The following is a 26,238-nucleotide window of genomic DNA, read 5'->3' on the forward strand; positions in this document are numbered from 1 at the left end:
CTCCGACGACGGGATTTCTAGACTGCCCGCACATCCTCGAAAGCAGGCAGGCAGGAATGACAGTTTTGATCACGGGCGCAGGCCTTATCGGCCGCGAGACGGCACGGCAACTGCGCGCGCAGGGCATGAAGGTCGTCCTGGCGGATTGGCGTGGCCTCGATGCCGACACGGAGCTCGCTGTGCGGGCGGAACAAGTCGACGTCACGGACCTGGACGCGCTGAGTGCACTCGTGCATCGGCATGGCATCGAAGCGGTGGTGCACACCGCCGCGGTGTTGACGCCCGGCTTCGCACACGATCCGTTGCAAGGTATCCGCGTCAACGCCATGGGCGCAGCACACGCCCTGGAGTTGGGTCGCCGCTTCGCGATGCGCCGCGTGGTGCTGGCAGGTTCGGCCACGGTCGCCTATTCGGCCTTCGGCTCGCTGCCGGCCACACCCATTCCCGAAGATTTTTCAATCCGCGTTCTCGGCGAACGTCCGGGCAGCTTGTACGCCTGCACCAAGCTCTTCATGGAACATCTGGCCTTGGCCTATGCGAATCAGCACGGCGTGGATGCCGTCGTGCTGCGCTTCGGCGCCGTGCTTGGCCCCGAGAGGGGCCGTGCCACCAGCGTACCGGGGCGGATGCTCGAGACCCTGCTCGACGCTGCGCGATCCGGACGGCCTGCATCGTTCGACGACACACGATTGCTTTGGGGTGGACGCGAGGAGTTCGTGGATGTGCGCGATTGCGCGCGCGCCGTGATCGCGGCACTCGAAGCGCCGAAGCCTTCCCAGCGCATCTACAGCATTGCTTCGGGCGAGTGGCATTCGTTTCCCGAGGTTGTCGCCATCGTGCGCGAGAGCTTTCCCTCCTTGCCGTTCGAAGAGATCGCGCTCCCATCCACCGGCATTTCGGGTTTTCCGTTTCAGCGACCCGCGCCCACCTGCATCGACTCTGCGCGCGACGAACTGGGGTTCATTCCCCGGTACGGCCTGGCCGAAACGGTTCGCAACATCGCCATGTCGCACCGTGAACAGCACCCGCATGCCGGCTCGCGCTGATCTCCGTCCCGGTCACCTCTTCCACTTCAACCACCGAAGACCATGATGCAAGCAACCCGACGTACGTTCCTCCAGTGCGCCATCGCCTCCGGCTGCGCGTTTCCCGCACTGGCGCAGCAAACCTTGTCCAGCAGCAAGCCCGTGCGGGTCGTGGTGGGCTACCCTGCCGGTGGCGACACGGACGCAATGGCACGCTTGTTCGCCGACAAGCTCTCGACGCGATTCGGCCAGCCCTTCGTCGTGGACAACAAGCCGGGAGCGGGTGGAGCGCTCGCGAACGTGGAGGTGGCCCGCGCGGCATCCGACGGCCACACGCTGCTGTTCACCCCCAACACCTTCGTGCTGCTTCCCCTGGTCTTGAAGCTGTCCCCGAGCGCAAGCTATGACGTGAAGAGCGGATACACGCCCATTATCAAGACCGGTAGCGTGACGCTGATCGCGGTGGCCCACCCCGGCAGCGGCCTTCAGCGCCTGTCGGACGTCGTGAAGGCCGCGCGCTCCGGCAAGTTGACCACCTACGGGAGTACCGGTTCCGGCTCGCCGATGCAGATCGCCGGGGAATGGTTCAATCGTGAGGCAGGAATCAAGCTGGAACATGTTCCCTATCGCGGCGCGGCACCGCTGGTCACGGATGTGGTGGCCGGGCACGTGTCGGTCGGCTACCTGCCGTTGGGCGTGGCGCTGCCCTACATCGCGGCCGGTCAGTTGACGCCCTTGGCCGTGCTTGACGCCAAGCGCACGGCCCTGGCCCCGAACATTCCGACCTTCGCGGAATCCGGCTATCCCAGGATCGTGGTCACGGCCTGGAACGGCTTCATGGGTCCGAAGAACATGCCTACGGATCTGGTCAAGCTGTTCAACCAGCACGTCAATGAAGTGCTGCGGCTCCCCGAGGTGCAACAGAAGCTGGGCACATTGGGCACCGTGCCCGCCGGCGGACCGCCTCAGGCGCTGCAGGCCACAGTCGTCTCCGACTACGAGCAATTGGGATTGTTGGTGCGTCAGATGGGTATCACGGCGGATTGACAGACACCAACAGAAGGAGAGATTGCATGCGTGTTCTTATCGTGGGCGCCGGCATCATGGGCATCACGACGGCGTACTTTCTGCAGCGACAGGGATGCGAGGTCGTCTTGCTCGAACAGCAGGACGGGCCGGCACAGGGGGCCAGCCAGGCCAACGGGAGCTTCTTCTCCGCGGGGCTGTCCGCGCCATGGTCGGCGCCCGGCGCCATCGGCATGGCCCTTCGGGCTCAGTTCGACCCATCTGCGGCCTTCCGCTGGAAACCCGACTTCACCTGGCGCCAGGCCACGTGGATGCTGCAGTCCATGCGGGAGTGCCATCCGAAGCGCTATTCGCTCAATCGCGCCCGGCTGACGCGAATGGCGGCCTATGCGCAGGATTGCCTCCAGCACATCGAGGCCGACCTGAGCATCGACTACGACCGCAGTCGCCAGGGCTTGATGCAGCTCTATCGGGAAGCGGTGCCGCAGTCCATGGTGGACGCACACCTGGCCTATCTGGACACGATGAACATCCGGGCACGCTACCTGACCCCCGACGAGGTTCGAGAGCAGGAGCCAGCGCTGAGGCGATCGACACCCGATCTCTTCGGCGCGATACATCTCCCCGATGATCTCTCCGGCGACTGCGCGCATTTCGCGCAGAAACTCCTGGGCGCCGTCCGGGCCCGTGGAGCCACGTTCGTCTGCAACGCGAAGGTGCAAGAGGTTCGCATCGATGCGTCCGGCCCGTCCCGAGGCCGTGTCAGCGGGCTGGCTACCACGCAGGGCGACTTCGACGCAGACGCGTATGTATTCGCAGCCGGTGTCGAATCGGCGGTGCTGCTGCGCGGGCTGGCCAATCTGCCGATCTACCCGATCAAGGGCTATTCGGTGACGGCGCACATACGCAATGCCGACGCCGCGCCGCGGCACTCCATGTTCGATTTCAAGGCCAAGACAGGAATGGCCCGCATGGGCGAACGGATGCGCATTTCCGGCATTGCCGAGGTGGCAGGCTACGGCCTTCAGATTTCCCGGGCGCGCTGCGAGCAATTGATGAAAGCCTTCGAGGAGGCTTTTCCTGACGCGATCGATGCAGCGTCCGCCACGTTCTGGACCGGACTACGGCCAGCGACGCCGGACGGCGTCCCCTGTGTGTGCACCACCGACTTTCGCAATCTGTACATCAACGCCGGACATGGGGGCAGCGGCTGGTCCATGTCGTGCGGCTCCGGAAAGCTGATGGCGGACATCGTTCTGGGGCGCACCACGGACATCGATGCCCAGGACTACGCGCTGCTTCGCCGGCGCTGACTAGAGGCTGCGCCAGAAGTCGACGAGCGTCTGGCTGAACTCCACCGGGCGCTCCACCGCGCTCAGGTGGGCCGCAGCGATGGTCGCGAGGCGCGAACCCGGAATCGCCGCCACCATCGCTTCGGACATGGCGAGCGGCGTCGCCTCGTCGCGCGTGCCGGCGATCACCAGCGTCGGCACGGCGATGGCACGGTTGCTCTCACGGAAGTCGATCGCCGCCACCCCGTTGCAACTGGCGATGTAGCCGACAGCATCGGTGCGCACCAGCGTCTCGGTCAGCATGCGCGCGGCTTCGGCGCCCTCGGGCGTCGTCGTGAATTCGGGCGTCAGCCAGCGCGCCACGGCGCCCGCCGCGATCGCCGCCACGCCTTGCGCCTGCACGGTTTCCACGCGTGCGCGCCACGGCGCCTGATCGGGGTAGTGGGCGGACGAATTCGCGATCACCACACTCCTGAGCAACTTCGGATGCGTCGACGCAAGCGCCTGCGCGGTCATCCCGCCCATCGACAGGCCGACGAAATGGACAGGCACGCCGCCCGCCTCTCGTGCGATCAGGTCGGCCACGTCGTCGGCCAGCGTCTGCATCGTGAGCGGACCTGCCACCACTTCGGACTGGCCGTGATTGCGGTGGTCATAGCGCACCACCGTGTGCGCGCGGGCGAGTTGCTCGGCCACGCCGTCCCACATGTGCAGGTCGCAGCCCAGCGCGTGACTCAGCACGACGATCGGGCCATTGCCCTCGCGAACGACATTCAGACGGGTCATGACGTTTCCTTTCTTTGATGTGTCTGGGGCAGGTGCGGCAGCCAGAGGAAGGCGATCAGCACCAGCGCGGCGCCGGCCAGCGCCATCGGCACCACCATCGGCCAGGCGCCGTGGCTGAGTTCGGGATCGACGAAGCCGGCGGCGACCTGGCCGACGACGAAGGCCACCGCCATCATCGCGAATCCGGACCAGGACACCGCACGGCCCGCCAGATGCGGCAGGTCGCCGACCGCGCCGGCCTGGCCGCAGGGCTGGTGGATGCCGTGGCCGATGCAGTAGATCGCATGGCCCAGCAGCAGCGGCCAGGCCGTGCGCGGCAGCAGCCAGCAACCCAGCGCCTGCACCAGCGGCCCGGCGAGGCTCAGCAGCGAGCCCATTTGCACCGCGCGCACCGCCCCCACGCGCCGCAGCAGGCGACGGCACAGCGTGGTGCTGAAGATGTAGACCAGCGAGCCGCCGGCCGGGATCCATCCGTACCAGGCGGGAGAGAAGCCCAGGTAGCTGATGTAGACCATCGGCGACAGCAGCAGGAAGCAGAAGATTCCCCCATAGGTGGCGGCGGCCAGCGAGGCCCAGGCGCGAAAGCTCGCGCTGGCGAAGACTTCGCGCAGGCTGCCCTTGGGCGCCGACGGGCCGGCACTGTCGGCGCGCGTTTCGTCGAAGCCGCGCCAGCACAGCAGCCAGAGCAGAAATGCATACGCGGCCATGCCGCCCAGCACCCAGCGCCAGCCCGCGGACTGCACCGTCCAGGCCCCCATGAGCGGCGCCAGCAAGCCCACCACGCCGAGCCCGGTGAGGCCGCGCGCCATCACGTGCGGCCCCTCGTGCGCCGGATAGAGGTCGCGCACCGCGGCCCGCGCGCAGACCAGGATCGCCGCCATCGAGAAGCCCTGCAGCGCCCGGCAGGCGACCAGCATCGGGATCCCGCTCGACAGCGCACAGCCCAGTGCCGCCAGCGCATAGCTGGCGAGGCCGACCAGCAGCACCGGGCGGCGCCCGAAGCGGTCCGACAGCGGGCCGCAGGGCAGCTGGCCGAAGCCGAAGGCGAGCACGAAGACCGTCAGGCTGGCGCTGGCCGGGCCCAGGTCGCGCGTGATCGCCGGCAGTGCCGGCAGGTAGCTGTCGGTGGCGACCGGCTGCGCCGCCAGCAGCAGCGGCAGCAGCAGGGCGAACGAGATGCCGCGGCGGGCTGCGGCGGAAGTCATCCCGCAGCGTCGCTTGGATCGAAGGGTTCGGAGGCTGACTGAAGGACCAGCACCTGCGCCAGCGCCTGCACGCCCGCCGCCTCGGCTTGCGCCGGGTCGAGGCCAGGCTCGGCGCTCCCGGGTGGCAGCTGGGTGCGCAGCCGGTCGATGTTGGCCAGCATCCGGGCGGCGTCGACCTGCAGGCCGGGCAAGGCTCCCGCCAGCGCCCGCGCGCTCCCGTGTGCCGACATCAGGAGCTGGGGCCATTCGGCCAGCTCGGCCTGCCAGCTGCCGGGCGCACGCGCCTGCGGCATCGAGGCCAGCAGCGCCGCCACACGCTGCGGCGCGCGCTGGGCGGCCGCCAGTGCGACCACCGACGCCGGCCGCTCGCCGCGACCGGCATCGCCGGCCTCCGCCAGTTCGCCGATCTCGGATCGGCCCAGCAGGGCGATGTCGTTCGCGACCCGGCCCAGGCAGCCCACCATGAGCCCCAGTTCGCAGCCGAGCGCGATCCAGTCGTCGCGCTCGGTGCGCCAGTCGGCCCCGGGATCGCGCAGGCCGAGCGCCTCGGACAGCTGCCGGCGCACCGCGGCGCCCTGCCCCTGCATCCGATCGGCCATGCCGGCACCGTCGCCGAGCTGCACCTGCAGTGCCCGCCGCGCGGCCTCGGCCAGCCGCACACGGCGGCGCACGAGCGGCGCCGCCCACTCGACGCACACGAGGCCGAAGCTCGTGACCGGACCCGGCTGCCCCGCGGGGCGCGCGAGCATCGGCGTGGTCGCATTGCGCTGGGCCTGGGCGAGCAGCGCCTGCACCGCCTGGGCCAGATCGGCATCGACCAGCGCGACGGCCTCGCGCGACAGCAGCGCCATCGCGCTGTCGACCAGTTCCTGGGCGCCGCAACCGAAATGGACGAAGGGCACCGCGTCGGCGTTGAACAGGCCGACCGCCTCCTTGAGGCTGTGGACCAGCGGGTCCGCGATGCTGCCGGCCCGGCCGCTGTCTCGAACGATCTTGGCGACGTCGAAGAGCTCGACCTTGCAGCTGCCGGCGATCGACGCGGCGGCCGAAGACGGGATCAGCCCGAGCCGGGCCTGGGCGCGCGCCAGCGCGGCCTCGAAGCGCAGCATCGCGTCGACCACGCTGCGATCGCTGAAGACGCCGCGCATCTCGGATGTCGAAAGCACGGCCTCGAAGAGGCTCACAAGGCGACCTCCGTGCTTCGCACTGCGGTGCGAGCCCCCTTCGGAGCGGCCGGGCGGGGGCTCATGACATGCTCAGTAAGCCAGCGTCGCCACCGCCCGCAGGTCTTCCGGCGTGGCGCTGCCGAAACCGAAGAACTCCAGGTAGGCCGGAATCATCTCGAACAGCATGTCGGTGCCGACCTGAACCGCACAGCCCTTGTCGCGCACCGCGCGCAGCAGGGGCGTGTATTCGCTCTTCATGACCACTTCGCCGACGAAGGTGGACGGCGCGATGCGGGCGACGTCGAAGGGCAGCGGATCGCCCTCCTTCATGCCGAGCGGCGTGGCGTTGACCACCAGGTCGAAGCCGGCCGGGTCGTTGGAGCCGGTCGTGACCACCAGTTGCGGGTAGTGCGCGCGCAGGCGGCCGGCGAGCGCCTCCGACGAGGCTGCGCTGCTGTCGTAGAGCGCCATCTGCGCCACGCCGGCCGCGGCCAGCGAGGCGGCGATCGCCGAACCGACGCCGCCGCTGCCCGACACCAGCACCCGCGCGCCTTCCAGCGCGCGGCCCTTGCGCTGCACGCCGCGCACGAAGCCGGCGCCATCGAACTGGTCGCCCAGCAAGCTGCCGTCGGGCCGCTTCAGGATCGCGTTGCAGGCGCCGGCGATCTTCGCGGTCGGGGTCGCCTCGTCGACCAGCGACAAGGTCGTGATCTTGTGCGGCATCGTGACCAGCGCGCCCCGGATGTTGGTCAGCTTGAACAGCGAGGCCAGCACGCCGGCGTAGTCTTCGGCCTTGACGCCCATCGGCATCACGACGGCGTCGATGCCCTGTTGTTCGAACCAGGGGTTGTAGATCATCGGAGCCTTGAAGCTCTCGGTCGGGTAGCCCAGGTGGGCGATCAGGGTGGTCTTGCCGGAAATCATGGGGTTGTCGTCCTTGGGTCGGCCGGCCTCGCGCCAGCCACATGCGATTCGCTGATCCAGCGCGCGCTCTTCATCGCGCGCTGGCCGATGACCATCGGGTCGGAGTTGACGTAGTCGTCGTTGAAGACCTCGAAGGTGTAGTGGCCGCGATAGCCCTTGTCCTCGAGCAGCTGCACCAGGTCGCGCACGTCGTGCAGGCCCTCGCCCGGGAACAGGCGCTGGTGGCGGGCCAGCTCGATCATGTCGGCCTGGCGGTCGCTGTACTCGAAGAAGTAGTCCGCCAGCTGCACCAGGAAGATCTTCTCGACCGGCACCTCGGCCAGTTGCGCCAGCATCTCGGCGCCGTCGTCGCCATGCACCGACATGTGGAAGAAGTCGAGGTTGAGACCGACGTTCTCGCGGTCGCAGCGGCGCACGATGTCCCAGGCCTGGTGCCAGCGGTTCACGTGGCGGCCCCACGAAAGCGCCTCGTAGCAGATGCGGATGCCCAGCGGCGTCGCCAGCGTGGCGAGCGTGCGCAGGTCCTCGGCGGCACGCTCCGGATCGTCGATCGCCAGCGGCGAGGTGGTCGAGCAGCACAGCAGCAGATCGGTGTCGACCAGCGACATCTGGCGCAGCTGCTCGCGCGCCATCTCGAGCCGGTGCGGGCGCATCGCGTCGGGCGCGCACTCGAAGTCGCGCAGCGGCTGGAAGTCGGTGACCTTCAGCCCGCTCTGCTTCACGAGCTGCGCCGCCTTCTCGACCCCGGCCGGATGGTTGATGAGGTCGCGCGCCCACAGCTCGACGCCGGCGAAGCCGGCCGCCTTCATGCATTCGAGCTTGTGGCCGAGCTCACCGCCCATCGTGACAGTGTTGAAGCCGAAGCGGTCGAGGGCGATGGCCATGGCAGTCCCTGGTTCGGAAGATTCGGTTGTCAGGCCACGAAGCGCAACTGGGCGCGCCGGGGCACATCGACGAGTTCGGGCTCGGGCTTGAGCTCCAGCACGGTCGGGCGGCCCTCCTCGAACAAGGGCCAGTGCGGCAGGCCCTCGCCGTTGGGATTCCCGGTCTTCGCGAACTGGGCCCAGAAGCCCTGCATGAGGGCTGTCATGCGGTCGTCCTCGGCCCCCCAGTCGCGCGTGAGTTCGCGCGTGGTGCCGAAGACGTACGGGTACTCCGAGCTGTGGAAGACGCCGAGCGCCACGGCCGGATCGGCCTCGCGATAGCGCTGGCCCGGCCGGAAGGGCTGCAGGTGCGCGAAGTGATAGACATAGGTCGGCGCCCGCAGGGCCTGGGCACGCGCGGCCGCATGCACGCCTCCGGCGAAGAGGCCGTCGCCGAACAGGGCGCGGCTCGAGGCCGCCGCCTGGGCGTCGTCGTTGGCGGGGTAGAAGACTTCAGCCTCGTCGGCGCGCTCGCCGAAGCGCCGCTTCAGCTGGGCCCGGAATGCCTCGGCACTGGCCGCCGCCGGGAAGGCGGTGCCTTCGTCGCGGTTCCAGCCGGTGAGAAAGGGCACGGCCTGCTGCTCGCCGGCGTCGAAGGTCTCGGCCAGGGTGCGGGTCAGGAAGCGGCCATCGACGATCGGCATGAAGCGCGTGCCCTGCGCCAGGTAGCGCTGCAGCAGCTGGTCCGCGCTCAACGCGCGCAGCGAGGCGATGGCGTCGCCGTCCGCGAAGGCCAGCCCCTGCGCTTCGCCGGCCGCCAGGTCCTCGGTCGGGCTGATGCCGAAGCTCTGCGCGATGGCGTGCCTGAACAGGCCGCGCGCCTCGGGCGAGGCCATCAGGGCCACGACCCCGTGGCCGCCGGCGGACTGCCCGAACACCGTGACCTTGGCGGGGTCGCCGCCGAAGGCCGCGACATTGCGCTGGACCCAGCGCAGGGCCGCCGCCATATCGAGCAGGCCGTAGTTGCCCGAGCTGCCGCCCGCCTCCGCGCTCAGTTCCGGATGCGCCATGAAGCCGAAGGGCCCGAGGCGGTAGTTGATCGTGACCAGCACCACGCCTTGGCCGGCGAGATCGCCGCGCACGAAGACCGGGTTGGCCGCCGAGCCCTGCTGGAAGGCACCGCCATGGATCCAGACCATGACCGGCAGCGCCTCGTCGGCCGCTGCGGCGGGGGTCCACAGGTTCAGGCAGAGGCAGTCCTCGCTCATCGGCTGCACGCCCGAGAATTCCGCGTAGACCGAATCGGCGGCGCGGCCCGGCTGCACGCACTGCGGCGCGAAACGGTCGGCCCGGCGCACACCCTCCCAGGGCACCACGGGCGCCGGCGGGCGCCAGCGCAGGTCGCCCACCGGCGGCGCCGCGAACGGCACGCCCAGGTAGGCGCGCACGCCGGTGGCGGCGTCGCGCACGCCGGCCAGCAGGCCGCCGTCGACGCGCACCGTCTCGGCGCCGGACACGGACACGGGCGCGACGGCGGCAGGCTGCATCGGCTGTTGCGGATCGTTGCGCATCAGGCGAAGGCCCTCGCGTTCTTGCCGAGTTCGTGCATCGGCACCTTGTAGGTCTCGCGCGCCGTCAAGATCGAGATCGCGGCGATGACGCAGGACGCCGTCACCAGGGCAGCCACCGGCATCCAGCCGTTCGGTCCTTCGCCCATGATCGCGGCGCTGATGGTGGGCGCGAAGCCGCCGAGCGCGAAGCCGATCTGGGTGCCGATCGCCATGCCCGAGAGGCGCACGCGGGTGTCGAACATCTCGCCGTAGAGCGAGGGCCAGATCGCGTTCGAGGCGCTGTAGACGATCCCCGAGGTGAGCAGGCCGAAAATGAAGATCAGCGTCAGGTCGCCGCGGCTGATGGCCCACAAGGTCGGCCAGATCAGCACCGCGCAGCCCAGCGCGCCGAAGATGAAGACCGGTCGGCGGCCGATCCGGTCGGCCAGGATCGCCCACAACGGGATCGCGGCCAGCGCCACCACGTTGCTGCAGACCAGCAGCGTCAGCATGGTGGCGCGCGGGATGTGCACGGTGTTGACCGCATAGGACAGCACGAAGAGGCCGAAGATGGTGCTCACCACCGACACCAGGGCGCCGAAGATCACGCGCAGCACGGCCGGCGTGTGGTCGCGGAACAGCACGGCCGCCGGCAGCCTGACGGTCTCCTTGGCATCGGCCTCTTCCTTGAAGGCCGGTGTCTCGGGCAGCGTGCGGCGCACCCAGAAACCCACCGCCACCACGATCGCGCTCAGGAAGAACGGAACGCGCCAGCCCCACGAGAGCAGCTGGTCCTCGGGCAGGGCCGAGATCGGCAGGAACACGATGGTTGCCAGGATGAAGCCCATCTGGGTGCCGCTCAAGGTGAAGCTGGTGTAGAACGCGCGCCGGTGCGCCGGTGCGTGTTCGAGCGTCATCGAGTTGGCCCCGGCCTGCTCGCCGGCCGCCGACAGTCCCTGCAGCAGGCGCAGGATGACCAGCATGATCGGCGCTGCCATGCCGACCTGGTTGTAGGTCGGCAGCAGGCCGATCAGGAAGGTCGAGATGCCCATCAGAAGCAAGGTGAAGGTCAGCACCTTCTTGCGGCCGAACTTGTCGCCCACGTGGCCCATGAAGAAGGCGCCGATCGGACGCGTGATGTAGCCGACGCCGAAGGTCGCGAAGGCGGCCACGGTGGCCAGCTTGGGGTCGATCGACGGAAAGAAGATCTTGCCGAACACCAGCGCTGCCGCCGTGCCGTAGATGAAGAAGTCGTAGTACTCGACCGCGCTGCCGATCCAGCTCGCGAAGGCGGCCTTGCGCGGCGTCTTGAGCCCTTCGGGCTCCGGCTGCGTCGCGCGCGCGTCCGCCGCGTTGAGGGTGATGGCCATCGTGCTTGTCTCCTTGGGAAGTGCTGGGACGGTCGGGCGCTGGCTCAGGCCACGCTCGCCGAGTGGTAGCGCAGGGGGTGGCGGATCTCGTCGGCCATGGCCGCGGGGTAGATCAGCTCGCGCAGGAAATCGGCGTCGTGGCGCAGCGCATGGGCGGCGTCGCGGTGGCCGAAGAACTCGAAGTAGTGCGGCATCTGCTGCACCAGCATCTCGAAGCCGGCCTGGGCATGGAGGCCGCGCTCGCGGGCGGCGCGCACCAGCGGCGTCGGCTGGTTGCGCAGCAGGATGTCGAACAGCGCCGCATGCGGCTCCATGCGGGCGACGTCGACCGGCAGCGCGTCGTCGGGCTGGAGCCCGAGCGCCGTGGCATTGATCACCAGGTCGTAGCCGGCCGGGTCGTTGCTGTCGACCGCCACCGTGGTGGCATCGAAGAAGGCGTCGAGCTGGGCCGCGACGCCGGCCGCCTTGCCGGCCACGATGTCGTGGAAGGCGATGTGCTCGGCGCCGTTGACCGTGCCGCCCTCGGCCAGCGCGACGCCGATCGCCGCCGCGCTGACGCCGGCGCCGAGGATCAGCACGCGCTTGCCGCGGAACGGGATGTTGTAGTGGTCGAGTGCACCGAGCAGGCCCTCGCCGTCGAACAGGTCGCCTTCGAGCTCGCCGTTGGCGATGCGCCGCACCACGTTGACCGAGCCGGCCACGCGGCCGAACAGGCCGCAGCCGTCGAGCAGGTCCACCAGCAGCGGCTTGTGCGGCGGCGCGATCGCCATGCCGCGCACGTTCTTGGCCAGGAAAGCGGCTTTGACGAACACCGCCAGGTCGCGCTTGGCCACCTGCACCGGCACCATCACGGCATCGATGCCGCAGCGCTCGAAGACCGCGTTGAACATCCGCGGCAGGCGGACGTTCGTGACCGGGTCACCGGGGAGCAGGTAGACGGAGGTGCTGCCGACGATGGAGGGGAACATGGGTGGTGTCTCGCTTCAAATCGTTCGAATATCGCGCGATTTCGAAGAAGCGGCGCTAATGTAGGCCGCCGTCCGCCCGGCGCGATCGTTCGCCCATCACGCAAAAATCGATCATCGAACACAAATGTTCGATAATCGCACGCATTCAGGGTTTCCCCGAGAACGATGACCACCGACGACGCCACCCCGCCCGAGCTCGACAAACGCGACTGGATCGCCGGCCTGGAACGCGGCGTGGCCGTCATCGAAGCCTTCGACGATGCGCACCCGCGCATGACGGCCAGCGAGGCCGGCCAGCGCACCGGCATGACGCGGACCGCGGCCCGGCGATACCTGCTGACCTTGCAGCACATGGGCTACGTGGCCGGCGACGGCAAGCTGTTCTGGCTGACGCCGCGGGTGCTGCGGCTGGGCCAGTCCTACCTCGAATCGGCGCGGCTGCCGCGCATCGTCCAGCCCTTCCTGCAGCGCGTGGCGGCAGGCACCCACGAGATCGCCTACCTGAGCGTGATGGACGGCGACGAGGTGGTCTACATCGCGCGCAACGGGCCGAACCGCAGCATGAGCACCGGCTACGTGCTCGGCGCGCGGGTCCCGGCCCAGGTCACGGCCTCGGGCATGCTGATGCTGGCCCTGCGCAGCGACGCCGAGCGCAGCCACTGGCTCGACACCCACGAGCTCGCGGTCTTCACGCCGCACACCATCGCCAGCAAGGAGCGCATGAAGCTGGAGCTGGCGCGCATCCGGGCCCAGGGCTGGGCGCTGTCGGAGCAGCAGCTGGACCTCAACTCGCGCGGCATCGCGGTGCCCCTGCGCGACCGCCACGGCGACCTGGTGGGGGCGCTCAACATCACGATGCCGATGGGCCACGAAGGCAGCGAGGACGCGGTGGCGCGCGTGCTGCCGGTGCTGCGCGAGACGGCGCAGGCGATGCGCGGGCTGCTCTGAGCCTTTGTCGTCAATGCCCTGCCGCCCCGCCCCAGGCGGTGGCGATGGCCGCCGCCCCCGACAGCATCAGGCCGGCAGACCAGAGCGTGTCCAGGTCGAGCCAGGCGCTGCGCAGCGCCTTCAGGCCCAGGTAGCGGTAGACCAGCCAGGCGACGCAGAGCCCCGAGCCGATCATCGCGGCCGAGTGGACCAGCGACACCGCGACCGCCGTGGCGGCGCTGGCGCGCATCAGGGCCAGCGTGGACGGCGGATCGAGCGCCGGGTCCGCCGGGACGCCGCACAGCCCCACCAGGATCGGCAGCAGCATCAGCCCGGCGCCGTGCGCGCTGGCCATCAGGAAGGACCACAGGGTCAGCTGGGTCGGCCGAAGGCGCCGGCTCCACCGGTGGCGGCCCGGCCGGACCAGGCGCCAGGCGCCGAAGACCAGCACCAGCAGGCCGACGCCGATGCGGATCTCGCGGCCCCAAGGCAGCAGGTTCGCCAGCAGCGCGAAGGGCAGCAGCACCAGCGCCATGGCCAGCAGGTGGCCCGCCCCCAGCGGCAGCCAGGTGGCAAAGACGGCCGCGCCGCGCTGGCGCTCGAGGCCGTTGGCCACGGCCAGGGGCCAGCCCATCGCGGGATTCAGTCCATGGTAGAGGCCGATCGCCACCACGCCGGCCCAGAGCGAGGCTGCAGCGAGGGGGCTCACGGCGACTCGGACGCCTCGCTTCAGGCCGACGAATAGCAGAAGGAATCGGTCGAGCAGTCGCCCCCCTGCAGCCGGATCTGGTGGGCACCGTAGTCGTTGCCGAAATCGACCAGGAAGGCCGGGTCCAGCGTGAGGCCCCCGTCGGCACCGACGTGGCACAGCGCCTGCCGGCCCGGCACGCCGTCGGGATAGAACTGGGCGTCCCAGCGGCTGTAGAGCGAGTTGGTGAAATAGACGCGCTTGCCGTCGCGGCTGATCTCGGTCATTTGCGGTCCGCCGCCAAAAACCGTTCCGTTCGGGTGCGGCGTGCGCCGCGCGATGCCGCCGACGTGCACGCTGCCGGCCAGGCGCGGGTTCATCGGGTCGGACACCTCGTACTGGCGCAGCTCGCCGGTGCCCCAGCAGGCCACATAGAGGAAGCGGTCGTCCAGCGACAGGTCGATGTCGCTGACCAGCGGCGGCACGGCGCCGAAGCCCTTCAGCAGCGGCGGCAGCAGCGACGCATCGGCCGGCTCGGGCGGGATCACCGCCGTCTTCTTCGCATGGAACTTGCCGCCCTCGCGCCACCAGGTCCAGATCGAGGCTTCGAGGTTGGTGGTGTCGACCACCACCCCGACGAAGCCGTATTCGCGCGTCGGCTCGTGCGCGGGACGGACTTCCAGCGCCATCTGGTGATTGGCGCCCAGGTCGATGCTCTGGACGTGGCGGCGCCCGCGCAGGTCCCAGAAGTGGAGCTGGTGCCCGTAGCGGTTGGCCAGCAGGTCTTCGGCCACGATCCCGCCCTCGAACTGCGGCGGCAGGCCCCACTCGCTCGACACCATGTAGTCGCGCGGCAGGTTCCACCAGAAGTCGTAATGCAGCTTCTGCGGCCCGCGCTCGATCTCCCACTTGCCGAGGACCTCGAAGCTCTCGCAGTCCATCAGGAACACGCCCGGCGGCCCCTCGGTCCCGTCGGCGCCGGCGCCGCCGAGGGTGCTGATGTACAGCCCCTCGGGACCGCAATGCACCGTGTGGGGCCGCGAGTAGCCGGTCTTGCGCAGCACCTCTTCCGGCTCGATCACGCGGACGATGGTCGGGCGCACGGGATCGGGCTGCGTGTCGACCACGTAGATGCGCGACGATCGGATGCCCGGGATGACCAGGTAGCGCCGCTTCAGGAACGCATGGCCGGACATCGGCGACAGCACCGAGCTGCAGGCGTTCCAGCCGAAGTGATGGAATTCGTCGCCCCGGTTCGGCATGTCCAGCCGGTGCAGCACGCGGCCATAGGTGGCGGAAGCGGGGTCTACATCCACCACCGCCAGCGCATCCGGCCGGGAGGCATCGGGCGACAGCAGCGCGGTGTAGGCGATGCGCTCGGCTTCGGCCTCCATCGCCAGCCGCGGCGAGGCGTGGAAAGTGGGATCGGTTCGCAGCGATTCGAGCATGGCGCGCTCCTGCAGGCGATGGCGCGCCAGTATGCGCCTGTCGCCGGCTCTCAAAAACCCCCTGGGCCGGTCCGGGACTTTCCGTGCGCGGCCGATCTCAGGCCGCGGCCCTGGCCAGCTTCGCATCGGCCAGCGTCTGGGCCCGCATGCGCTCGTAGTCGGGCTTCGGGACCGGCACCGCATTGGCGTTGCCGAGGTCGTTCAGGTGGACCCGGTAGGTTTCGCGGGCACTCAGCACCGCCAGTGCCGAGACGATGGTGATGCCGAAGGTCAGCGCGCCGATGGTCAGCGGGATGTTGGCCGCGCCGGGCGGCGCGACGGCGACGAACAGCGCCGGCAGCAGGGCCGTGATGGTGGTGCCGATGTTCTGCGAGATGGCCATCGCCGAGCAGCGGGTGCGGGTCGGGAACAGCTCCGGGTAGAAGCTCGGGAACACGGCGTTGTAGCCCTGGTACACGATGCCCCACATCAGCAGCGACATGACGATCGCCAGCGGCACGTTGTGGATGCTGATCGCGTAGAGGTAGCCGAAGGACAGCAGGCCGGCGCCGAGCGCACCGATCACGATCGGCGGCTTGCGTCCCACCTTGTCGGACAGGTTGCCGACGAACGGGATCACGATCACGGCCAGGATGTTGCCGAGCACCGGGATCCACAGGTAGACGTCCTTCTGGAAGCCGATGCCGTAGGCCGGCTGCACCGCGTAGGCGGCACCGAACACCGTGGCCACCACCGGGATGACATTCATCAGGGCCGCGCAGACCACGCGGAGCATGTCGCGCCAGCTGTTGGTGAAGGCTTCGATGATCGGCGCCTTGGGTGCCGCCTGCGCCTTGTCGACCTCGGCGAAGGCCGGCGTCTCGTCGACTTCGCGGCGGATGATGTAGCCGGCCACGATCACGATGAAGCTCAGCAGGAACGGAATGCGCCAGCCCCACGACAGGAAAGCGTCCTCGGGCATGAAGTGCGCGAGCGGAAGGAACACGGCGGCCGCCAGGATCTGCCCGGCCTGGACGCCCTGCAGGCTGAAGCTGGCGAAGAAGCCGCGGCGCCCGAACGGCGCATGCTCGAGGATCATCGAGCTGGCGCCGGCGATCTCGCCGGCCACCGCGAAGCCCTGGATTAGCCGCAGCACCACCAGCAGCGCCGGTGCCAGCAGGCCGACCTGGGCGTAGGTCGGCAGCAGACCGACCGCGATGGTCGAGAAGCCCATCAGAAACATGCACACCAGCAGCACGTGCTTGCGCCCGCGCGTGTCGCCCCAGTGGCCGAGCACGAAGGCGCCGATCGGCCGTGCCACGTAGCCCACGCCGTAGGTCGCGAGCGAGGCGATGATCGCGATCCGCGGATTGCCGGTCGGAAAGAAGATCTGCGGGAAGATCAGCGACGCCGCCGTGGCGTAGATGAAGAAGTCGTAGTACTCGAGCGCCGAGCCGATCCAGCCGCTGGCGGCGGCCTTCCTCGACTGGTGCCGGCCTTGCGGCTCGTGGTCGTTGGGGTTGCTCATCTGTCTCTCCTTGTGGGTTCGGGGGGTCGGCTGGCGCGACGCGGGCCGAGGAGGCGACTTTGGACCGCCTCAGGGTTCTCCACAACGCCGAAGGCGCACGTCGCGAGCGATGATCGACCGCGCCCGTGCACCACGCGCACGAAAACCGGGTTTCCCCCAGCCATGCCCTCCTCTGCCGAACCGCCACCCATCGACCGCAAGCTCCTCATCGAAGGCCTCGGCAAGGGACTTCGCGTGATCGAGGCCTTTTCGGAGGACCGGCCCCGCCTGACCGCCACCGAGGCCGGCGAGCGCGCCCTGCTGACCCGCACCGCGGCCCGCCGCTACCTGCTGAGCCTGGTGCACTACGGCTATGCGGCGACCGACGGCAAGTACTACTGGCTGCTGCCGCGGGTGCTGCGGCTGGGCCAGGCCTTCATGGAGGTCGCGCGGGTGCCGCGCATCGCCCAGCCCTTCATCCAGCGGGCGTCGATGCAGTGCGGCGAGTCGCTCAATGTCGTCACGCTGGACGGGCACGAGGTGGTCTACCTGTCGCGCAGCAATTCGCCGCGCGTGGTGTCGATCGGCTTCCACCCGGGGGCCCGGGTGCCGGCCCACGTGGTGGCGCCGGGGCTGGCGCTGCTGTCGACCCTGGACGATGCCGGCCTCGATGCCTGGCTCGCCGACCACGACTTCGCCAGCTTCACAGGCTTCACGGTGGTCGACCCGGCTCGTTTCCGCGAGAACGTGGGGGTGGCGCGCCGGCTCGGCTACGCACATGCCGACCAGTACCTCGACTTCGGCCTCAGCGGCCTCGCCCTGCCCCTCAAGGACCGCAAGGGCCACTGCCAGTACGCGCTCAGCGTCACGGTGCAGCGGCAGGCCTACCCCGACACGCAGCTGGTCGACAAGTTGCTGCCGGTGCTGCGCGAAGTGGTCGAGGCGCTGCGGCCGATCATCTGAGAAGCTGTTTGCAAACGCGTATCGGCGCCCGGCGCTGGCGGACTGGTTCGAACCGGCGCCAGCCTGTAATCTCCTGTTCCTCACTCTCGAAGGATCCCCATGTTCGTGGTCTGCGGCGAAGCCCTGATGGATGTCTACACGGGCGAAGCCACCCCCACCGGCCTGGCGCTGGATGCCCGCATCGGCGGCTCGCCGCTCAACGTGGCGCAGGGCCTGGCCCGGCTCGGGCGGCCGGTGGCCTTCCTGGCCGGGCTGTCGACCGACGCCTTCGGCGAGCGGCTGCTGGCCTCGCTTGCGGCCGAAGGGGTCGACACCTCGCTGATCGTGCGCAGCGATGCGCCCAGCACGCTCAGCGTGGTCAGCGTCGACGCCCGCGGCGTGCCGCGCTATGCCTTCCACGGCACCGGCGCGGCCGACCGGCAGCTCACCCACGACACGCTTCCGGCGCTGCCGCCGAGCGTGCGCGTGCTGCAGTTCGGCTCCTATGCACTGGCGGTCGAGCCGGTCGGCAGTGCGTTGCTGGCACTCGCCGCCCGCGAGCGCGGGCAGCGGCTGGTCGCCTACGACCCGAACGTGCGTCTCAATGTCGAACCCGACGTGGCGCGATGGCGCGCGCTGGTCGACCGGATGGTCTCGATCGCGCACATGGTCAAGGTCAGCGACGAGGACCTGGGCCTGCTCTATCCGGCCGAGACGCCCGAGCAGGTCGCGGCGCGCTGGCTGGCGCAGGGCGCGGTGCTGGTCGCGGTGACCCGCGGCGGCCAGGGCGCCAGCGCCTGGACCCGAAGCGCGCGGGCCGACGTGCCGACGCCGCAGGTGAAGGTGATCGACACCGTGGGCGCCGGCGACACCTTCCAGGCCGGCCTGCTGACCTGGCTCGACGAACACGGCGCGCTGACGCCCGGGGCGCTGGCGGCGCTCGACGGCCAGGCGCTGGGCGCCCTGCTCGGCTTCGCGGCCAAGGCCGCGGCCATCACCTGCTCGCGCCGGGGCGCAGACATGCCGCGGCGGGCCGAGCTGGGCTGAGAACCTGCGGCTTCAGCGCGGGTCGAAGCCCGCGATGAAATCCTCGATCCGCACGATCGGGATCGCCGTGCCACCGGCCAGCACCAGCAGGTCACGGTCGCCGGTCACCAGGGTCGCCTCGCCGGCGGCGGCCAGATGCAGAAACGGCAGATCGAAGGCGTCGCGGCATTCGGGAACCTCGGGCGGCGGGTCGGGCACCACCACGATCTCGGCGAACGGCAGGTAGTCGGCCAGCAACTCCTCGCGCTCCGCCGGCGAGAGTCGGAATTTCGGATAGGCCAGCACGCGAAGCAACTCGGCGGCTGTGATCTTGCTGACCAACGGCACGCAGGCGCCCCGTCGCCAGAGCCCGCGCAGCCTTGCCGTCGCCGGGCCGCCGAACAGCAAGGCCGATGCGACCACGTTGGTGTCGAACACCACCCGGATGGCGGCCACGCGACTCAGGACCTGGGCTTGCGTCGGGAAACAGGGTTCCGGTAGGCGGGCCCGGCCTCGGCCGCCACAGGCACCTGTTGCGTGCTGCGGGCCCAGTCCACCGCATCGGCCACATCCGAGGCACTCAGCCCCAACGCCGCCAGCTTGGCCCGCACGGCATCACCGCGCTGGATGCGCACCGGCGTCAGAACGATCTGGCCGTCGCGCAGCGCCACGTCGAAGTACTCCGGGACATCGCCGAGCTGATCCGTCACGCTGCGCGGCAAGGTGAGCTGGTTCTTGGAGGTCATCTTGGCGAGCATGGCATCCCCTGGAAGTAAGGAATCCTTACTTTAGCGGTGGTGCACCAAGTCGTCAACCTGAGCCGCCGAGCCGCTGCGCCCGCCACGCGCATCCGCTCGCGACCGCCGCCACCGCCGTCGCCACGCTGAACATGGCGACATAGCCGAAGCGCTGCGCGATGGCGCCGCCCACAAGTACCCCGAGCACGCCGCCGAAGCCATAGCCGATCACCGTGAACAGCGCCTGCCCGCGGCCACGCAGCCGGCCCGGAAAGTGGCGCGACACCATCGCGATGCAGGTGGTGTGGTGGGCCGCGAAGGACAGCGCGTGCAACGCCTGCGCCACCACCAGGGCCCAGACCCATTGCCCGCACCCGGCCGTGATGCCCATGCGCAGCACCGCCGCGAAACCGCACAGCAGCAGCCAGCGCGGCATCGACAGCAGCCCGAGCAGCCGCCCCTGCAGGAAGAACCAGACGATCTCGGCCACCACCGAAAGCGCCCAAAGGAGCCCGATCGTGCCCTTGCCGTAGCCGAGCGAATCGAGGTAGAGCGACAGGAAACCGTAGACCGCGAAATGCGCCATCACGTGGAAGAACAGCGAGACGAAGAACCAGCGCACCGCCGGATTGCGCAGCACCGGACCGACCGGCTCGCGGGCCTGCGCGTGCTGCGACACCGGTTCGCGCACGTCGGGCAGCCGCAGCGTCGCGATCAGCACGATCGCCAGCGTGCCGCCGGCCCAGGCCGGGAAGTGCCGCATGCCGAAGCGCTCGAACCATTCGCCGGCGAAGAACACGGTGACCAGGAAGCCCGCCGAGCCCCAGAGCCGGATGCGGCCATAGCGGCCCCAGTCGCCGGCCACCAGGTGCGCCATCGCGGCCTCGGTGAGCGACATCATCGAGCTGGTGTGGGTGAACATCAGGAGCAGCACCAGCATCAGCCACCACGGGCCGCCGTTCCACCACAGGCCGAACGAGGAGACCAGCGCCACCGCGGCGCTGAAGCGCAGCAGCTTCACGCGCTCGCCCGTGTGGTCGCTCAGCGCGCCCCATGCGTAGGGCGCGAAGACCCGGGTCACCGACTGCACCGAGGTCAGCAGGCTGATCACGAAGATCGGCAGCCCGAGGTCCTTGAGCCACAGCGGCAGGTACGGATTGAAGAAGCCGATGTGGGCGAAATAGCTCGCCGACAGGGCCGCGAAGGCCAGCAGGTGGCCGCGCCCCCCGGCGGCGGGCGGCGCGGACGCCACTAGAGGAACGAAGCCTGGGGCGAGGGATGCTCCGGCAGGTCCGGCGCATGCACGTCGCCGCACTGGGCCCGATTGCGCAGCGCATGCTCCATCACGACCAGCGCCAGCATCGCCTCCGCGATCGGCGTCGCCCGGATGCCGACGCAGGGGTCGTGCCGGCCCTTGGTCACGACCTCGACCGGCTGGTTGTTGACATCGATGGATTGGCGCGGACTGATGATCGAACTGGTCGGCTTGATCGCGATGCTCACCTCGAGATCCTGGCCCGTGCTGATGCCGCCGAGCACCCCGCCGGCGTTGTTGGTCACGAAGCCCTGCGGCGTGATCGAGTCGCCGTGGGTGGTGCCGCGCTGCGTGACGCTGGCGAAGCCGGCGCCGATCTCGACGCCCTTGACCGCGTTGATGCCCATCATCGCCCAGGCGATGTCGGCATCCAGCTTGTCGAAAAGCGGCTCCCCGAGGCCCACCGGCACGTTCGACGCCGTGACCCGGATGCGGGCACCGCAGGAGTCGCCGGCCTTGCGCAGCGCATCCATGTAGGCCTCGAGCTGCGAGACGTCGGCCATGGGCGCGAAGAAGGGGTTGTTCGGCACGTGGTCCCAGGCCTCGAAGGGGATCACGATGTCGCCGATCTGCGCCATGCAGCCGCGGAAGCGGGTTCCGTACTTCTCGAACAGCCACTTCTTGGCGACCGCGCCGGCCGCCACCATCGGTGCCGTCAGGCGGGCCGACGAGCGGCCGCCGCCGCGCGGGTCGCGGATGCCGTATTTCTTCCAGTAGCTGAAGTCGGCGTGGCCGGGGCGGAACTGCTGCGCGATCTGGCCGTAGTCCTTGCTGCGCTGGTCGGTGTTCTGGATCAGCAGCGCGATCGGCGTGCCGGTGGTCTTGCCTTCGTACACGCCGCTCAGGATCTGCACCGCGTCGGGCTCGTTGCGCTGCGTCACGTGGCGGCTGGTGCCGGGGCGGCGCCGGTCGAGGTCGCCCTGGATGTCGGCTTCGGTGAGCGCCATGCCGGGCGGGCAGCCGTCGATGACGCAGCCGATCGCCGGGCCGTGGGATTCACCGAAGTTGGTGACCGCGAATAAGGTGCCGAAGGTATTGCCGCTCATGGCGGGGATTATCCCAACAAAGGCGCGATGTTCCGGCCGGGCCGAACCATGGCTTCAGCGCTTGCGGCCGGGTCCAGGCCACCGGCCCAGAACTTCTCGTAGTGGGACAACCACACGGCGGCCTCCTGCATCGGGGCCGCCGACAGCGCACAGCGCACGATGCGGCCCTCTTTCGTGCGCGACACCAGGCCGGCCTCCTCGAGCACGCGCAAGTGCTTCATGAAGCCGGTCAGCGACATGCCATGCGGCTGGGCCAGTTCGCTGACCGTGAGGCCGCCGCCGCGCCCCAGCCGTTCGAGCACGTCGCGCCGAGTGGCGTCCGACAGGGCGGAAAAGACGGCATCGAGGGTGCCCGCATCAGAGTGAACCATATGGTTTAGTTTCCAAGCCGGGCGCCCGCTTGTCAAGGCACACGGCAGGAATGGTTTATGCGTGCTGCGGCGCAGCATCCCCACCCTCCGAAGGAGCACGCCCATGCTGGACCGTACCGACACGAAGTTCTCCCATGTCAAACCCGGCGACACCGACTACGTTTCAGGCGGATTGCGCGATTTCTTCCTGTATCGCGACCTCGGGGTGGCGGAGGCCACCAACGGCCGTGTGATCGCGCACCTCGTCAAGGCCAACATGGCACCGGAAACGGGCACCGGCTGGCACCGGCACGAAGCGGATTTCCAGATCGTCTACATGCTCAAGGGCTGGGCCCGCTTCATGTACGAGGACAAGGAGACGCTGGTCGCCGCCGGCGACGTGGTCCACCAGCGCCCGGGCATCCGCCACTACCTGTTCGACTATTCGCCCGACATGGAATACCTCGAGATCGTGTCGCCGGCCGACTTCAAGAGCGTCGACGTCGAGCCCGCCTCGGAGGTCCCGCCGCCGACGCCCTGGAAGTAGCTTTTCAGTCTTTCTTGAAGCTTCAGCAATTCGGCCTGAAAATCGGCCGATGCCCAAAGACACCCTGCCCGCCCTCAGCCGAGAATTCATCGCCCACTTCGGGGAAATGGGCAGCAAATGGGGCATCAACCGCACGGTCGGCCAGATCTACGCGCTGATCTTCATCTCCGAGCGGGCACTGAATGCCGACGAGATCGCCGAGTCGCTCGAGTTCTCGCGCTCCAACGTGAGCATGGGCCTGAAGGAACTGCAGGCCTGGCGGCTGGTGCGGCTGCGCCACCATGCGGGCGATCGGCGCGAGTACTTCGAGGCGCCATCCGATGTCTGGGAGATCTTCCGCGTGCTGGCCGAGGAGCGCCGCCGGCGCGAGATCGAGCCGACCCTCTCGATGCTGCGCATGGCGCTGCTCGAAGAGCCCAAGACCGAGGCCGAGCGCCATGCCCAGCAGCGCATGCGCGAGATGCACGACCTGATCGACCGGCTCATGAAGTGGTTCGACGACGTGCAGCGGCTGGCGCCGGAGACCGCCATGCAGCTCATGGGCATGGGCGCGACGGTGACCAAGGTGCTGGGGCTCAAGGACCGACTGACGGGCGGGTCCAAGGCCCCGAAGCCCAAGGAATAGCCGCCGGCTAAGGCTTGTCCAGTTTGTCGTGCCTTACGGCCTCGTCGTCCATCAGCTCGTACCACATCGCATTCAGCACCGCGAAGGTCGCGGCGAGCGGCAGTCCCAGGATCCAGGCGAAGTACCACATGGTCGGATTCTCTTTCTGTGACTAGTAGGCGTGGCCGCGGTCTTCGCTGATCGCGGCGGCGTCGACCTTGCCGCGCAGCACGCTGTACACCCAGCTGGTGTAGGCGACGATGATCGGAATGAAGATGGCCGTGACCACCAGCATGACGAACAGCGTCAGGTGGCTGGACGACGAATCGAACACCGTCAGGCTGGCGCGCGGATCGATGGTCGAGGGCAGGATGAACGGAAACATCGAGACGCCGACGCTCAGGATGATGCCGGCGATCGACAGGGCGCTGGCCACGAAGGTCATCAGCTCGGCCCGCATGCGCAGGCCCAGCAGCGCCACCAGCGCGCCGGCGAGGCCCAGCCCCGGCACGACGTAGAGCCACGGATGCGCCTCGTAGTTGGCGAACCAGGCGCTCGAATGCACCTCGACGGTCTTGAGCAAGGGGTTCGACGGTCCGTCGGCCGGCAGCGCGCTGGTCACGCGGAAGCCGTCGACGAACTTCCACAACGCGAAGCCGGCCAGCGCATACAGCACCATCGTCGCGACCGCCGCCACGCTGCCGTAGGCCCGCGCGCGCTGAGCCACCGGGCCTTGCGTCTTCAGCTGCAGCCAGGCGGCGCCGTGCATCGCGAGCATCGCCACCGACACCAGGCCGCACAGCAGCGCGAACGGGTTGAGCAGGCCGAAGAAGGTGCCGTCGTAGAAGATGTGCATGTCGGGGTTGAAGCGGAACGGCACGCCGCGCAGCACGTTGCCCATCGCCACGCCGAAGATCAGCGCCGGCACGAAGCCGCCGATGAACAGCGCCCAGTCCCAGCGCGCGCGCCAGGCCGGCTCGTCGCGCTTGCCGCGGAACTTGAAGGCCACCGGCCGCAGGATCAAGGCCACCAGGATCGCGAACATCGCGATGTAAAAGCCCGAGAACGACACCGCGTAGAGCTGCGGCCAGGCCGCGAAGATGGCGCCGCCGCCGAGGATCAGCCAGACCTGGTTGCCCTCCCAGACCGGGCCGACGCTGTTGATGATCACGCGGCGCTCGAGGTCGTTGCGGCCCGCGAACGGCAGCAGCATGCCGGCGCCGAGATCGAAGCCGTCCATGACCGCGAAGCCGACCAGCAGGACGCCGAGCAGCAGCCACCAGATGAGGCGCAGCACTTCGTAGGAAATGAGGGTGTGAAGAATCATGGTCAAGCTCCCAGCGAGGTGCGCGGACGGCCCGCGATGTCGGGACCGGCGCCGGTGCGCCAGGCGCCGGCCGGTGTCGGCGGAGGTTCGGCCGGCCCCTTGCGGATCGCCTTCAGCATCAGCTTCATCTCGATCACGAACAGGATCGTGTAGATCGCCACGAAACCGACGATGGTGCCGAGCACCGTCGCGGCGCCGAGGTTCGAGACCGCGACCGCGGTCGGCAGCACGCCTTCGATCACCCACGGCTGGCGGCCGACCTCGGCCACGATCCAGCCCATCTCGGCGGCCACCCAGGGCAGCGGAATCGAGAACACGGCGACCTTGAGCAGCCAGGGATGGGCATCCAGTCGGCGCCGGGTCGACAGCACGAAGAAGGTGGCGGTCAGCACGATGAAGAACATGCCCAGCCCGACCATGATCCGGAACGACCAGTAGAGCGAGAACACCGGCGGCACCAGGTCCCACGAGGCCTTGGTGATCTGCTCGGGCGTGGCCTGGCGCGGATCGTCGACATAGCGCTTGAGCAGCAGCGCGTAGCCCATGAAGTTTCCGTGGGCCTCGAAGTCGGCGCGCGCCTGCGGCGGCACCTCGGCATCGCTCCTGGCCTGGCGGATCGTCTGCAGCGCGTCGTAGGCCTTGATGCCGTCGCGGATATGGTCCTCGGCGCGCGCGACCAGGTCCTCGATGCCCGGCACCTCCTTGGTCAGCGAGCGGGTGCCGATCAGGCCCAGCAGCATCGGGATGTGGACCGCGAAGTGGGTCTCGCGGGTGCGCTGGTCCGGGAAGCCGAAGGCGGTGAAAGCGGCCGGTGCGGGCTCGGTCTTCCACATCGCCTCGATCGAGGCGACCTTCATCTTCTGGTGCTCGGTCGACAGGTAGCCGCTCTCGTCGCCGAGCACCACCACCGACAGAGAGGCCGCGAGGCCGAAGGAGGCGGCCACGGTCATCGAGCGCTTGGCGAGTTCGAGATGGCGGCCCTTCAGCACGTACCAGGCCGAGACGCCGAGCACGAAGATCGCGGCCACGGTGTAGCCCGCCGACACCGTGTGCACGAACTTGGCCTGCGCCACCGGGTTGGTCAGCACGGCGGCAAAGTCGGTCACCTCCATGCGCATGGTCTGCGGATTGAAGGCCGCGCCCACCGGGTTCTGCATCCAGCCGTTGGCGATCAGGATCCAGAGCGCCGACAGGTTGGAGCCGATCGCGACCAGCCAGGTGACGATCAGGTGCGCCACCTTCGACAGCTTGTCCCAGCCGAAGAAGAACAGGCCGACGAAGCTGGCCTCGAGGAAGAAGGCCATCAGCCCCTCGATCGCCAGGGGTGCGCCGAAGACGTCGCCCACGTAGTGGCTGTAGTAGCTCCAGTTCATGCCGAACTGGAACTCCATGACGATGCCGGTGGCCACGCCCATCGCGAAATTGATGCCGAACAGCACACCCCAGAACTTCGTCATGTCGCGCCAGATGGTCCGCCCGGTCATGACGTAGACGGTCTCCATGATCGCGAGGACCACGGCCAGGCCGATGGTCAGCGGCACGAACAGGAAGTGATACAGCGCCGTCAGGGCGAACTGCAATCGGGAGAGGGCAACGATGTCGAGGTCCATGGGGTTCCTT

General features: G+C 69.0%; 27 protein-coding genes. 8 read left to right on the forward strand and 19 right to left on the reverse strand.

Translation table 11 applies throughout. The features are described from left to right. The first annotated feature begins 32 nt into the window (after positions 1-32). Genes QTI68_RS22470 through QTI68_RS22480 form a run of 3 tightly spaced genes read left to right on the forward strand, consistent with a single transcriptional unit; the run spans position 33 to position 3,364 of the window. Entirely contained in the window at positions 33-1,046 is a 1,014-nt protein-coding gene (locus tag QTI68_RS22470) for an NAD-dependent epimerase/dehydratase family protein (RefSeq protein ID WP_286524874.1), read from the forward strand. A 45-nt stretch (positions 1,047-1,091) separates the two neighbouring features. Continuing rightward, the gene (locus tag QTI68_RS22475; RefSeq protein ID WP_503011729.1) at positions 1,092-2,072 is read left to right on the forward strand and encodes a Bug family tripartite tricarboxylate transporter substrate binding protein; all 981 of its coding nucleotides are present in this window, start codon (positions 1,092-1,094) and stop codon (positions 2,070-2,072) included. A 26-nt stretch (positions 2,073-2,098) separates the two neighbouring features. After that, the gene (locus QTI68_RS22480) at positions 2,099-3,364 is read left to right on the forward strand and encodes a D-amino acid dehydrogenase (RefSeq protein ID WP_286524639.1); all 1,266 of its coding nucleotides are present in this window, start codon (positions 2,099-2,101) and stop codon (positions 3,362-3,364) included. Here QTI68_RS22480 and QTI68_RS22485 read toward each other — a convergent pair whose 3' ends face one another. The 8 genes from QTI68_RS22485 to QTI68_RS22520 form a co-directional block, all read right to left on the reverse strand. Next, complete coding sequence (locus QTI68_RS22485) at positions 3,365-4,129, reverse strand: alpha/beta fold hydrolase (protein ID WP_286524641.1); 765 nt, start codon at positions 4,127-4,129, stop codon at positions 3,365-3,367. Next, positions 4,126-5,334, reverse strand: a complete 1,209-nt coding sequence (locus QTI68_RS22490; RefSeq protein WP_286524642.1) for a multidrug effflux MFS transporter — start codon at positions 5,332-5,334, stop codon at positions 4,126-4,128. The genes QTI68_RS22485 and QTI68_RS22490 overlap by 4 nt, the downstream gene beginning before the upstream one ends. Continuing rightward, entirely contained in the window at positions 5,331-6,518 is a 1,188-nt protein-coding gene (locus QTI68_RS22495; RefSeq protein WP_286524644.1) for a lyase family protein, read from the reverse strand. Before QTI68_RS22495 ends, QTI68_RS22490 begins: the two co-directional genes overlap by 4 nt. Positions 6,519-6,590: 72 nt before the next feature. Next, positions 6,591-7,424, reverse strand: a complete 834-nt coding sequence (locus tag QTI68_RS22500) for a shikimate dehydrogenase family protein (protein ID WP_286524645.1) — start codon at positions 7,422-7,424, stop codon at positions 6,591-6,593. Then, a complete protein-coding gene (locus QTI68_RS22505; protein WP_286524647.1) occupies positions 7,421-8,308 on the reverse strand; it encodes a sugar phosphate isomerase/epimerase family protein in 888 nt (295 codons plus the stop codon). Before QTI68_RS22505 ends, QTI68_RS22500 begins: the two co-directional genes overlap by 4 nt. A gap of 29 nt (positions 8,309-8,337) precedes the next feature. Then, a complete protein-coding gene (locus QTI68_RS22510; RefSeq protein WP_286524649.1) occupies positions 8,338-9,834 on the reverse strand; it encodes a carboxylesterase/lipase family protein in 1,497 nt (498 codons plus the stop codon). Positions 9,835-9,857: 23 nt separating this feature from the next. Beyond that, a complete protein-coding gene (locus tag QTI68_RS22515; RefSeq protein WP_286524651.1) occupies positions 9,858-11,207 on the reverse strand; it encodes an MFS transporter in 1,350 nt (449 codons plus the stop codon). A gap of 44 nt (positions 11,208-11,251) precedes the next feature. Beyond that, the gene (locus QTI68_RS22520) at positions 11,252-12,175 is read right to left on the reverse strand and encodes a shikimate dehydrogenase family protein (RefSeq protein ID WP_286524654.1); all 924 of its coding nucleotides are present in this window, start codon (positions 12,173-12,175) and stop codon (positions 11,252-11,254) included. 165 nt (positions 12,176-12,340) lie between these two features. Here QTI68_RS22520 and QTI68_RS22525 point away from each other — a divergent pair, with 165 nt between their 5' ends. Beyond that, the gene (locus QTI68_RS22525) at positions 12,341-13,123 is read left to right on the forward strand and encodes an IclR family transcriptional regulator domain-containing protein (protein ID WP_286524655.1); all 783 of its coding nucleotides are present in this window, start codon (positions 12,341-12,343) and stop codon (positions 13,121-13,123) included. Between the two features lie 10 nt (positions 13,124-13,133). On the opposite strand, the gene QTI68_RS22530 is transcribed toward QTI68_RS22525, so the two are convergent. The 3 genes from QTI68_RS22530 to QTI68_RS22540 all read right to left on the reverse strand — a co-directional run bounded on the left by QTI68_RS22530 (position 13,134) and on the right by QTI68_RS22540 (position 16,745). Then, entirely contained in the window at positions 13,134-13,811 is a 678-nt protein-coding gene (locus tag QTI68_RS22530) for a hypothetical protein (RefSeq protein ID WP_286524657.1), read from the reverse strand. A 20-nt stretch (positions 13,812-13,831) separates the two neighbouring features. After that, entirely contained in the window at positions 13,832-15,238 is a 1,407-nt protein-coding gene (locus QTI68_RS22535; RefSeq protein ID WP_286524660.1) for a selenium-binding protein SBP56-related protein, read from the reverse strand. 97 nt (positions 15,239-15,335) lie between these two features. Next, on the reverse strand, positions 15,336-16,745 hold the full coding sequence (locus QTI68_RS22540) for an MFS transporter (protein ID WP_286524662.1): 1,410 nt from the start codon (positions 16,743-16,745) through the stop codon (positions 15,336-15,338). Positions 16,746-16,907: 162 nt separating this feature from the next. On the opposite strand from QTI68_RS22540, the gene QTI68_RS22545 reads away from it, so the two are divergent. Further along, complete coding sequence (locus tag QTI68_RS22545; protein WP_286524665.1) at positions 16,908-17,687, forward strand: IclR family transcriptional regulator domain-containing protein; 780 nt, start codon at positions 16,908-16,910, stop codon at positions 17,685-17,687. A gap of 99 nt (positions 17,688-17,786) precedes the next feature. Continuing rightward, a complete protein-coding gene (locus QTI68_RS22550; RefSeq protein WP_286524666.1) occupies positions 17,787-18,713 on the forward strand; it encodes a carbohydrate kinase family protein in 927 nt (308 codons plus the stop codon). Between the two features lie 12 nt (positions 18,714-18,725). Here QTI68_RS22550 and QTI68_RS22555 read toward each other — a convergent pair whose 3' ends face one another. Genes QTI68_RS22555 through QTI68_RS22575 form a run of 5 tightly spaced genes read right to left on the reverse strand, consistent with a single transcriptional unit; the run spans position 18,726 to position 22,161 of the window. Beyond that, positions 18,726-19,148, reverse strand: a complete 423-nt coding sequence (locus tag QTI68_RS22555) for a putative toxin-antitoxin system toxin component, PIN family (protein WP_286524668.1) — start codon at positions 19,146-19,148, stop codon at positions 18,726-18,728. 5 nt (positions 19,149-19,153) lie between these two features. Next, on the reverse strand, positions 19,154-19,450 hold the full coding sequence (locus QTI68_RS22560) for an AbrB/MazE/SpoVT family DNA-binding domain-containing protein (protein WP_286524671.1): 297 nt from the start codon (positions 19,448-19,450) through the stop codon (positions 19,154-19,156). A 52-nt stretch (positions 19,451-19,502) separates the two neighbouring features. After that, positions 19,503-20,681 carry an MFS transporter gene (locus QTI68_RS22565; RefSeq protein ID WP_286524673.1) on the reverse strand — a complete coding sequence of 393 codons (1,179 nt, stop codon included), beginning with the start codon at positions 20,679-20,681 and terminating at the stop codon, positions 19,503-19,505. Further along, positions 20,681-21,790, reverse strand: a complete 1,110-nt coding sequence (aroC, locus tag QTI68_RS22570) for a chorismate synthase (RefSeq protein ID WP_286524674.1) — start codon at positions 21,788-21,790, stop codon at positions 20,681-20,683. Before aroC ends, QTI68_RS22565 begins: the two co-directional genes overlap by 1 nt. Positions 21,791-21,798: 8 nt before the next feature. After that, a complete protein-coding gene (locus tag QTI68_RS22575; protein ID WP_286524676.1) occupies positions 21,799-22,161 on the reverse strand; it encodes an ArsR/SmtB family transcription factor in 363 nt (120 codons plus the stop codon). A 103-nt stretch (positions 22,162-22,264) separates the two neighbouring features. Between QTI68_RS22575 and QTI68_RS22580 the strand changes: the two genes are divergently transcribed. Both QTI68_RS22580 and QTI68_RS22585 read left to right on the forward strand, forming a co-directional pair. Continuing rightward, positions 22,265-22,687, forward strand: coding sequence for a cupin domain-containing protein (locus tag QTI68_RS22580; protein WP_286524678.1), 423 nt, complete (start codon positions 22,265-22,267; stop codon positions 22,685-22,687). A 49-nt stretch (positions 22,688-22,736) separates the two neighbouring features. After that, positions 22,737-23,312 (forward strand): GbsR/MarR family transcriptional regulator, encoded by a 576-nt coding sequence (locus tag QTI68_RS22585; RefSeq protein ID WP_286524679.1) that lies wholly within the window; start codon positions 22,737-22,739, stop codon positions 23,310-23,312. 7 nt (positions 23,313-23,319) lie between these two features. Here the strand turns inward: QTI68_RS22585 and cydX are convergent, their stop codons facing one another. From cydX to QTI68_RS22600, 3 genes are read right to left on the reverse strand one after another with little or no spacing between them, the layout of a single operon-like run. After that, positions 23,320-23,442 carry a cytochrome bd-I oxidase subunit CydX gene (cydX, locus tag QTI68_RS22590; protein WP_286524681.1) on the reverse strand — a complete coding sequence of 41 codons (123 nt, stop codon included), beginning with the start codon at positions 23,440-23,442 and terminating at the stop codon, positions 23,320-23,322. A 21-nt stretch (positions 23,443-23,463) separates the two neighbouring features. Continuing rightward, positions 23,464-24,618: a cytochrome d ubiquinol oxidase subunit II gene (gene cydB, locus QTI68_RS22595; RefSeq protein ID WP_286524683.1), complete on the reverse strand. Its 1,155-nt coding sequence runs from the start codon at positions 24,616-24,618 to the stop codon at positions 23,464-23,466. A 2-nt stretch (positions 24,619-24,620) separates the two neighbouring features. Next, a complete protein-coding gene (locus QTI68_RS22600) occupies positions 24,621-26,228 on the reverse strand; it encodes a cytochrome ubiquinol oxidase subunit I (protein WP_286524684.1) in 1,608 nt (535 codons plus the stop codon). Between the last annotated feature and the right edge of the window lie 10 nt (positions 26,229-26,238).

Origin of the sequence: Variovorax sp. J31P207 (assembly GCF_030316965.1) — a bacterium.
GTDB classification, from domain to species: Bacteria; Pseudomonadota; Gammaproteobacteria; order Burkholderiales; family Burkholderiaceae_C; genus Variovorax; species Variovorax ginsengisoli_B.

Bases quoted from the DNA above. Each gene is read 5' to 3' on its own strand.
- QTI68_RS22490 (WP_286524642.1), bottom strand. From the start codon at position 5,334: ATGACTTCCGCCGCAGCCCGCCGCGGCATCTCGTTCGCCCTGCTGCTG.
- QTI68_RS22580 (WP_286524678.1), top strand. From the start codon at position 22,265: ATGCTGGACCGTACCGACACGAAGTTCTCCCATGTCAAACCCGGCGAC.
- QTI68_RS22510 (WP_286524649.1), bottom strand. From the start codon at position 9,834: ATGCAGCCTGCCGCCGTCGCGCCCGTGTCCGTGTCCGGCGCCGAGACG.
- QTI68_RS22550 (WP_286524666.1), top strand. From the start codon at position 17,787: ATGTTCGTGGTCTGCGGCGAAGCCCTGATGGATGTCTACACGGGCGAA.
- QTI68_RS22485 (WP_286524641.1), bottom strand. From the start codon at position 4,129: ATGACCCGTCTGAATGTCGTTCGCGAGGGCAATGGCCCGATCGTCGTG.
- QTI68_RS22515 (WP_286524651.1), bottom strand. From the start codon at position 11,207: ATGGCCATCACCCTCAACGCGGCGGACGCGCGCGCGACGCAGCCGGAG.
- cydB (WP_286524683.1), bottom strand. From the start codon at position 24,618: ATGATTCTTCACACCCTCATTTCCTACGAAGTGCTGCGCCTCATCTGG.
- QTI68_RS22480 (WP_286524639.1), top strand. From the start codon at position 2,099: ATGCGTGTTCTTATCGTGGGCGCCGGCATCATGGGCATCACGACGGCG.
- QTI68_RS22600 (WP_286524684.1), bottom strand. From the start codon at position 26,228: ATGGACCTCGACATCGTTGCCCTCTCCCGATTGCAGTTCGCCCTGACG.
- QTI68_RS22540 (WP_286524662.1), bottom strand. From the start codon at position 16,745: ATGAGCAACCCCAACGACCACGAGCCGCAAGGCCGGCACCAGTCGAGG.
- QTI68_RS22505 (WP_286524647.1), bottom strand. From the start codon at position 8,308: ATGGCCATCGCCCTCGACCGCTTCGGCTTCAACACTGTCACGATGGGC.
- QTI68_RS22585 (WP_286524679.1), top strand. From the start codon at position 22,737: ATGCCCAAAGACACCCTGCCCGCCCTCAGCCGAGAATTCATCGCCCAC.
- aroC (WP_286524674.1), bottom strand. From the start codon at position 21,790: ATGAGCGGCAATACCTTCGGCACCTTATTCGCGGTCACCAACTTCGGT.
- QTI68_RS22535 (WP_286524660.1), bottom strand. From the start codon at position 15,238: ATGCTCGAATCGCTGCGAACCGATCCCACTTTCCACGCCTCGCCGCGG.
- QTI68_RS22475 (WP_503011729.1), top strand. From the start codon at position 1,092: ATGCAAGCAACCCGACGTACGTTCCTCCAGTGCGCCATCGCCTCCGGC.
- QTI68_RS22500 (WP_286524645.1), bottom strand. From the start codon at position 7,424: ATGATTTCCGGCAAGACCACCCTGATCGCCCACCTGGGCTACCCGACC.
- cydX (WP_286524681.1), bottom strand. From the start codon at position 23,442: ATGTGGTACTTCGCCTGGATCCTGGGACTGCCGCTCGCCGCGACCTTC.
- QTI68_RS22545 (WP_286524665.1), top strand. From the start codon at position 16,908: ATGCCCTCCTCTGCCGAACCGCCACCCATCGACCGCAAGCTCCTCATC.
- QTI68_RS22525 (WP_286524655.1), top strand. From the start codon at position 12,341: ATGACCACCGACGACGCCACCCCGCCCGAGCTCGACAAACGCGACTGG.
- QTI68_RS22520 (WP_286524654.1), bottom strand. From the start codon at position 12,175: ATGTTCCCCTCCATCGTCGGCAGCACCTCCGTCTACCTGCTCCCCGGT.
- QTI68_RS22575 (WP_286524676.1), bottom strand. From the start codon at position 22,161: ATGGTTCACTCTGATGCGGGCACCCTCGATGCCGTCTTTTCCGCCCTG.
- QTI68_RS22560 (WP_286524671.1), bottom strand. From the start codon at position 19,450: ATGCTCGCCAAGATGACCTCCAAGAACCAGCTCACCTTGCCGCGCAGC.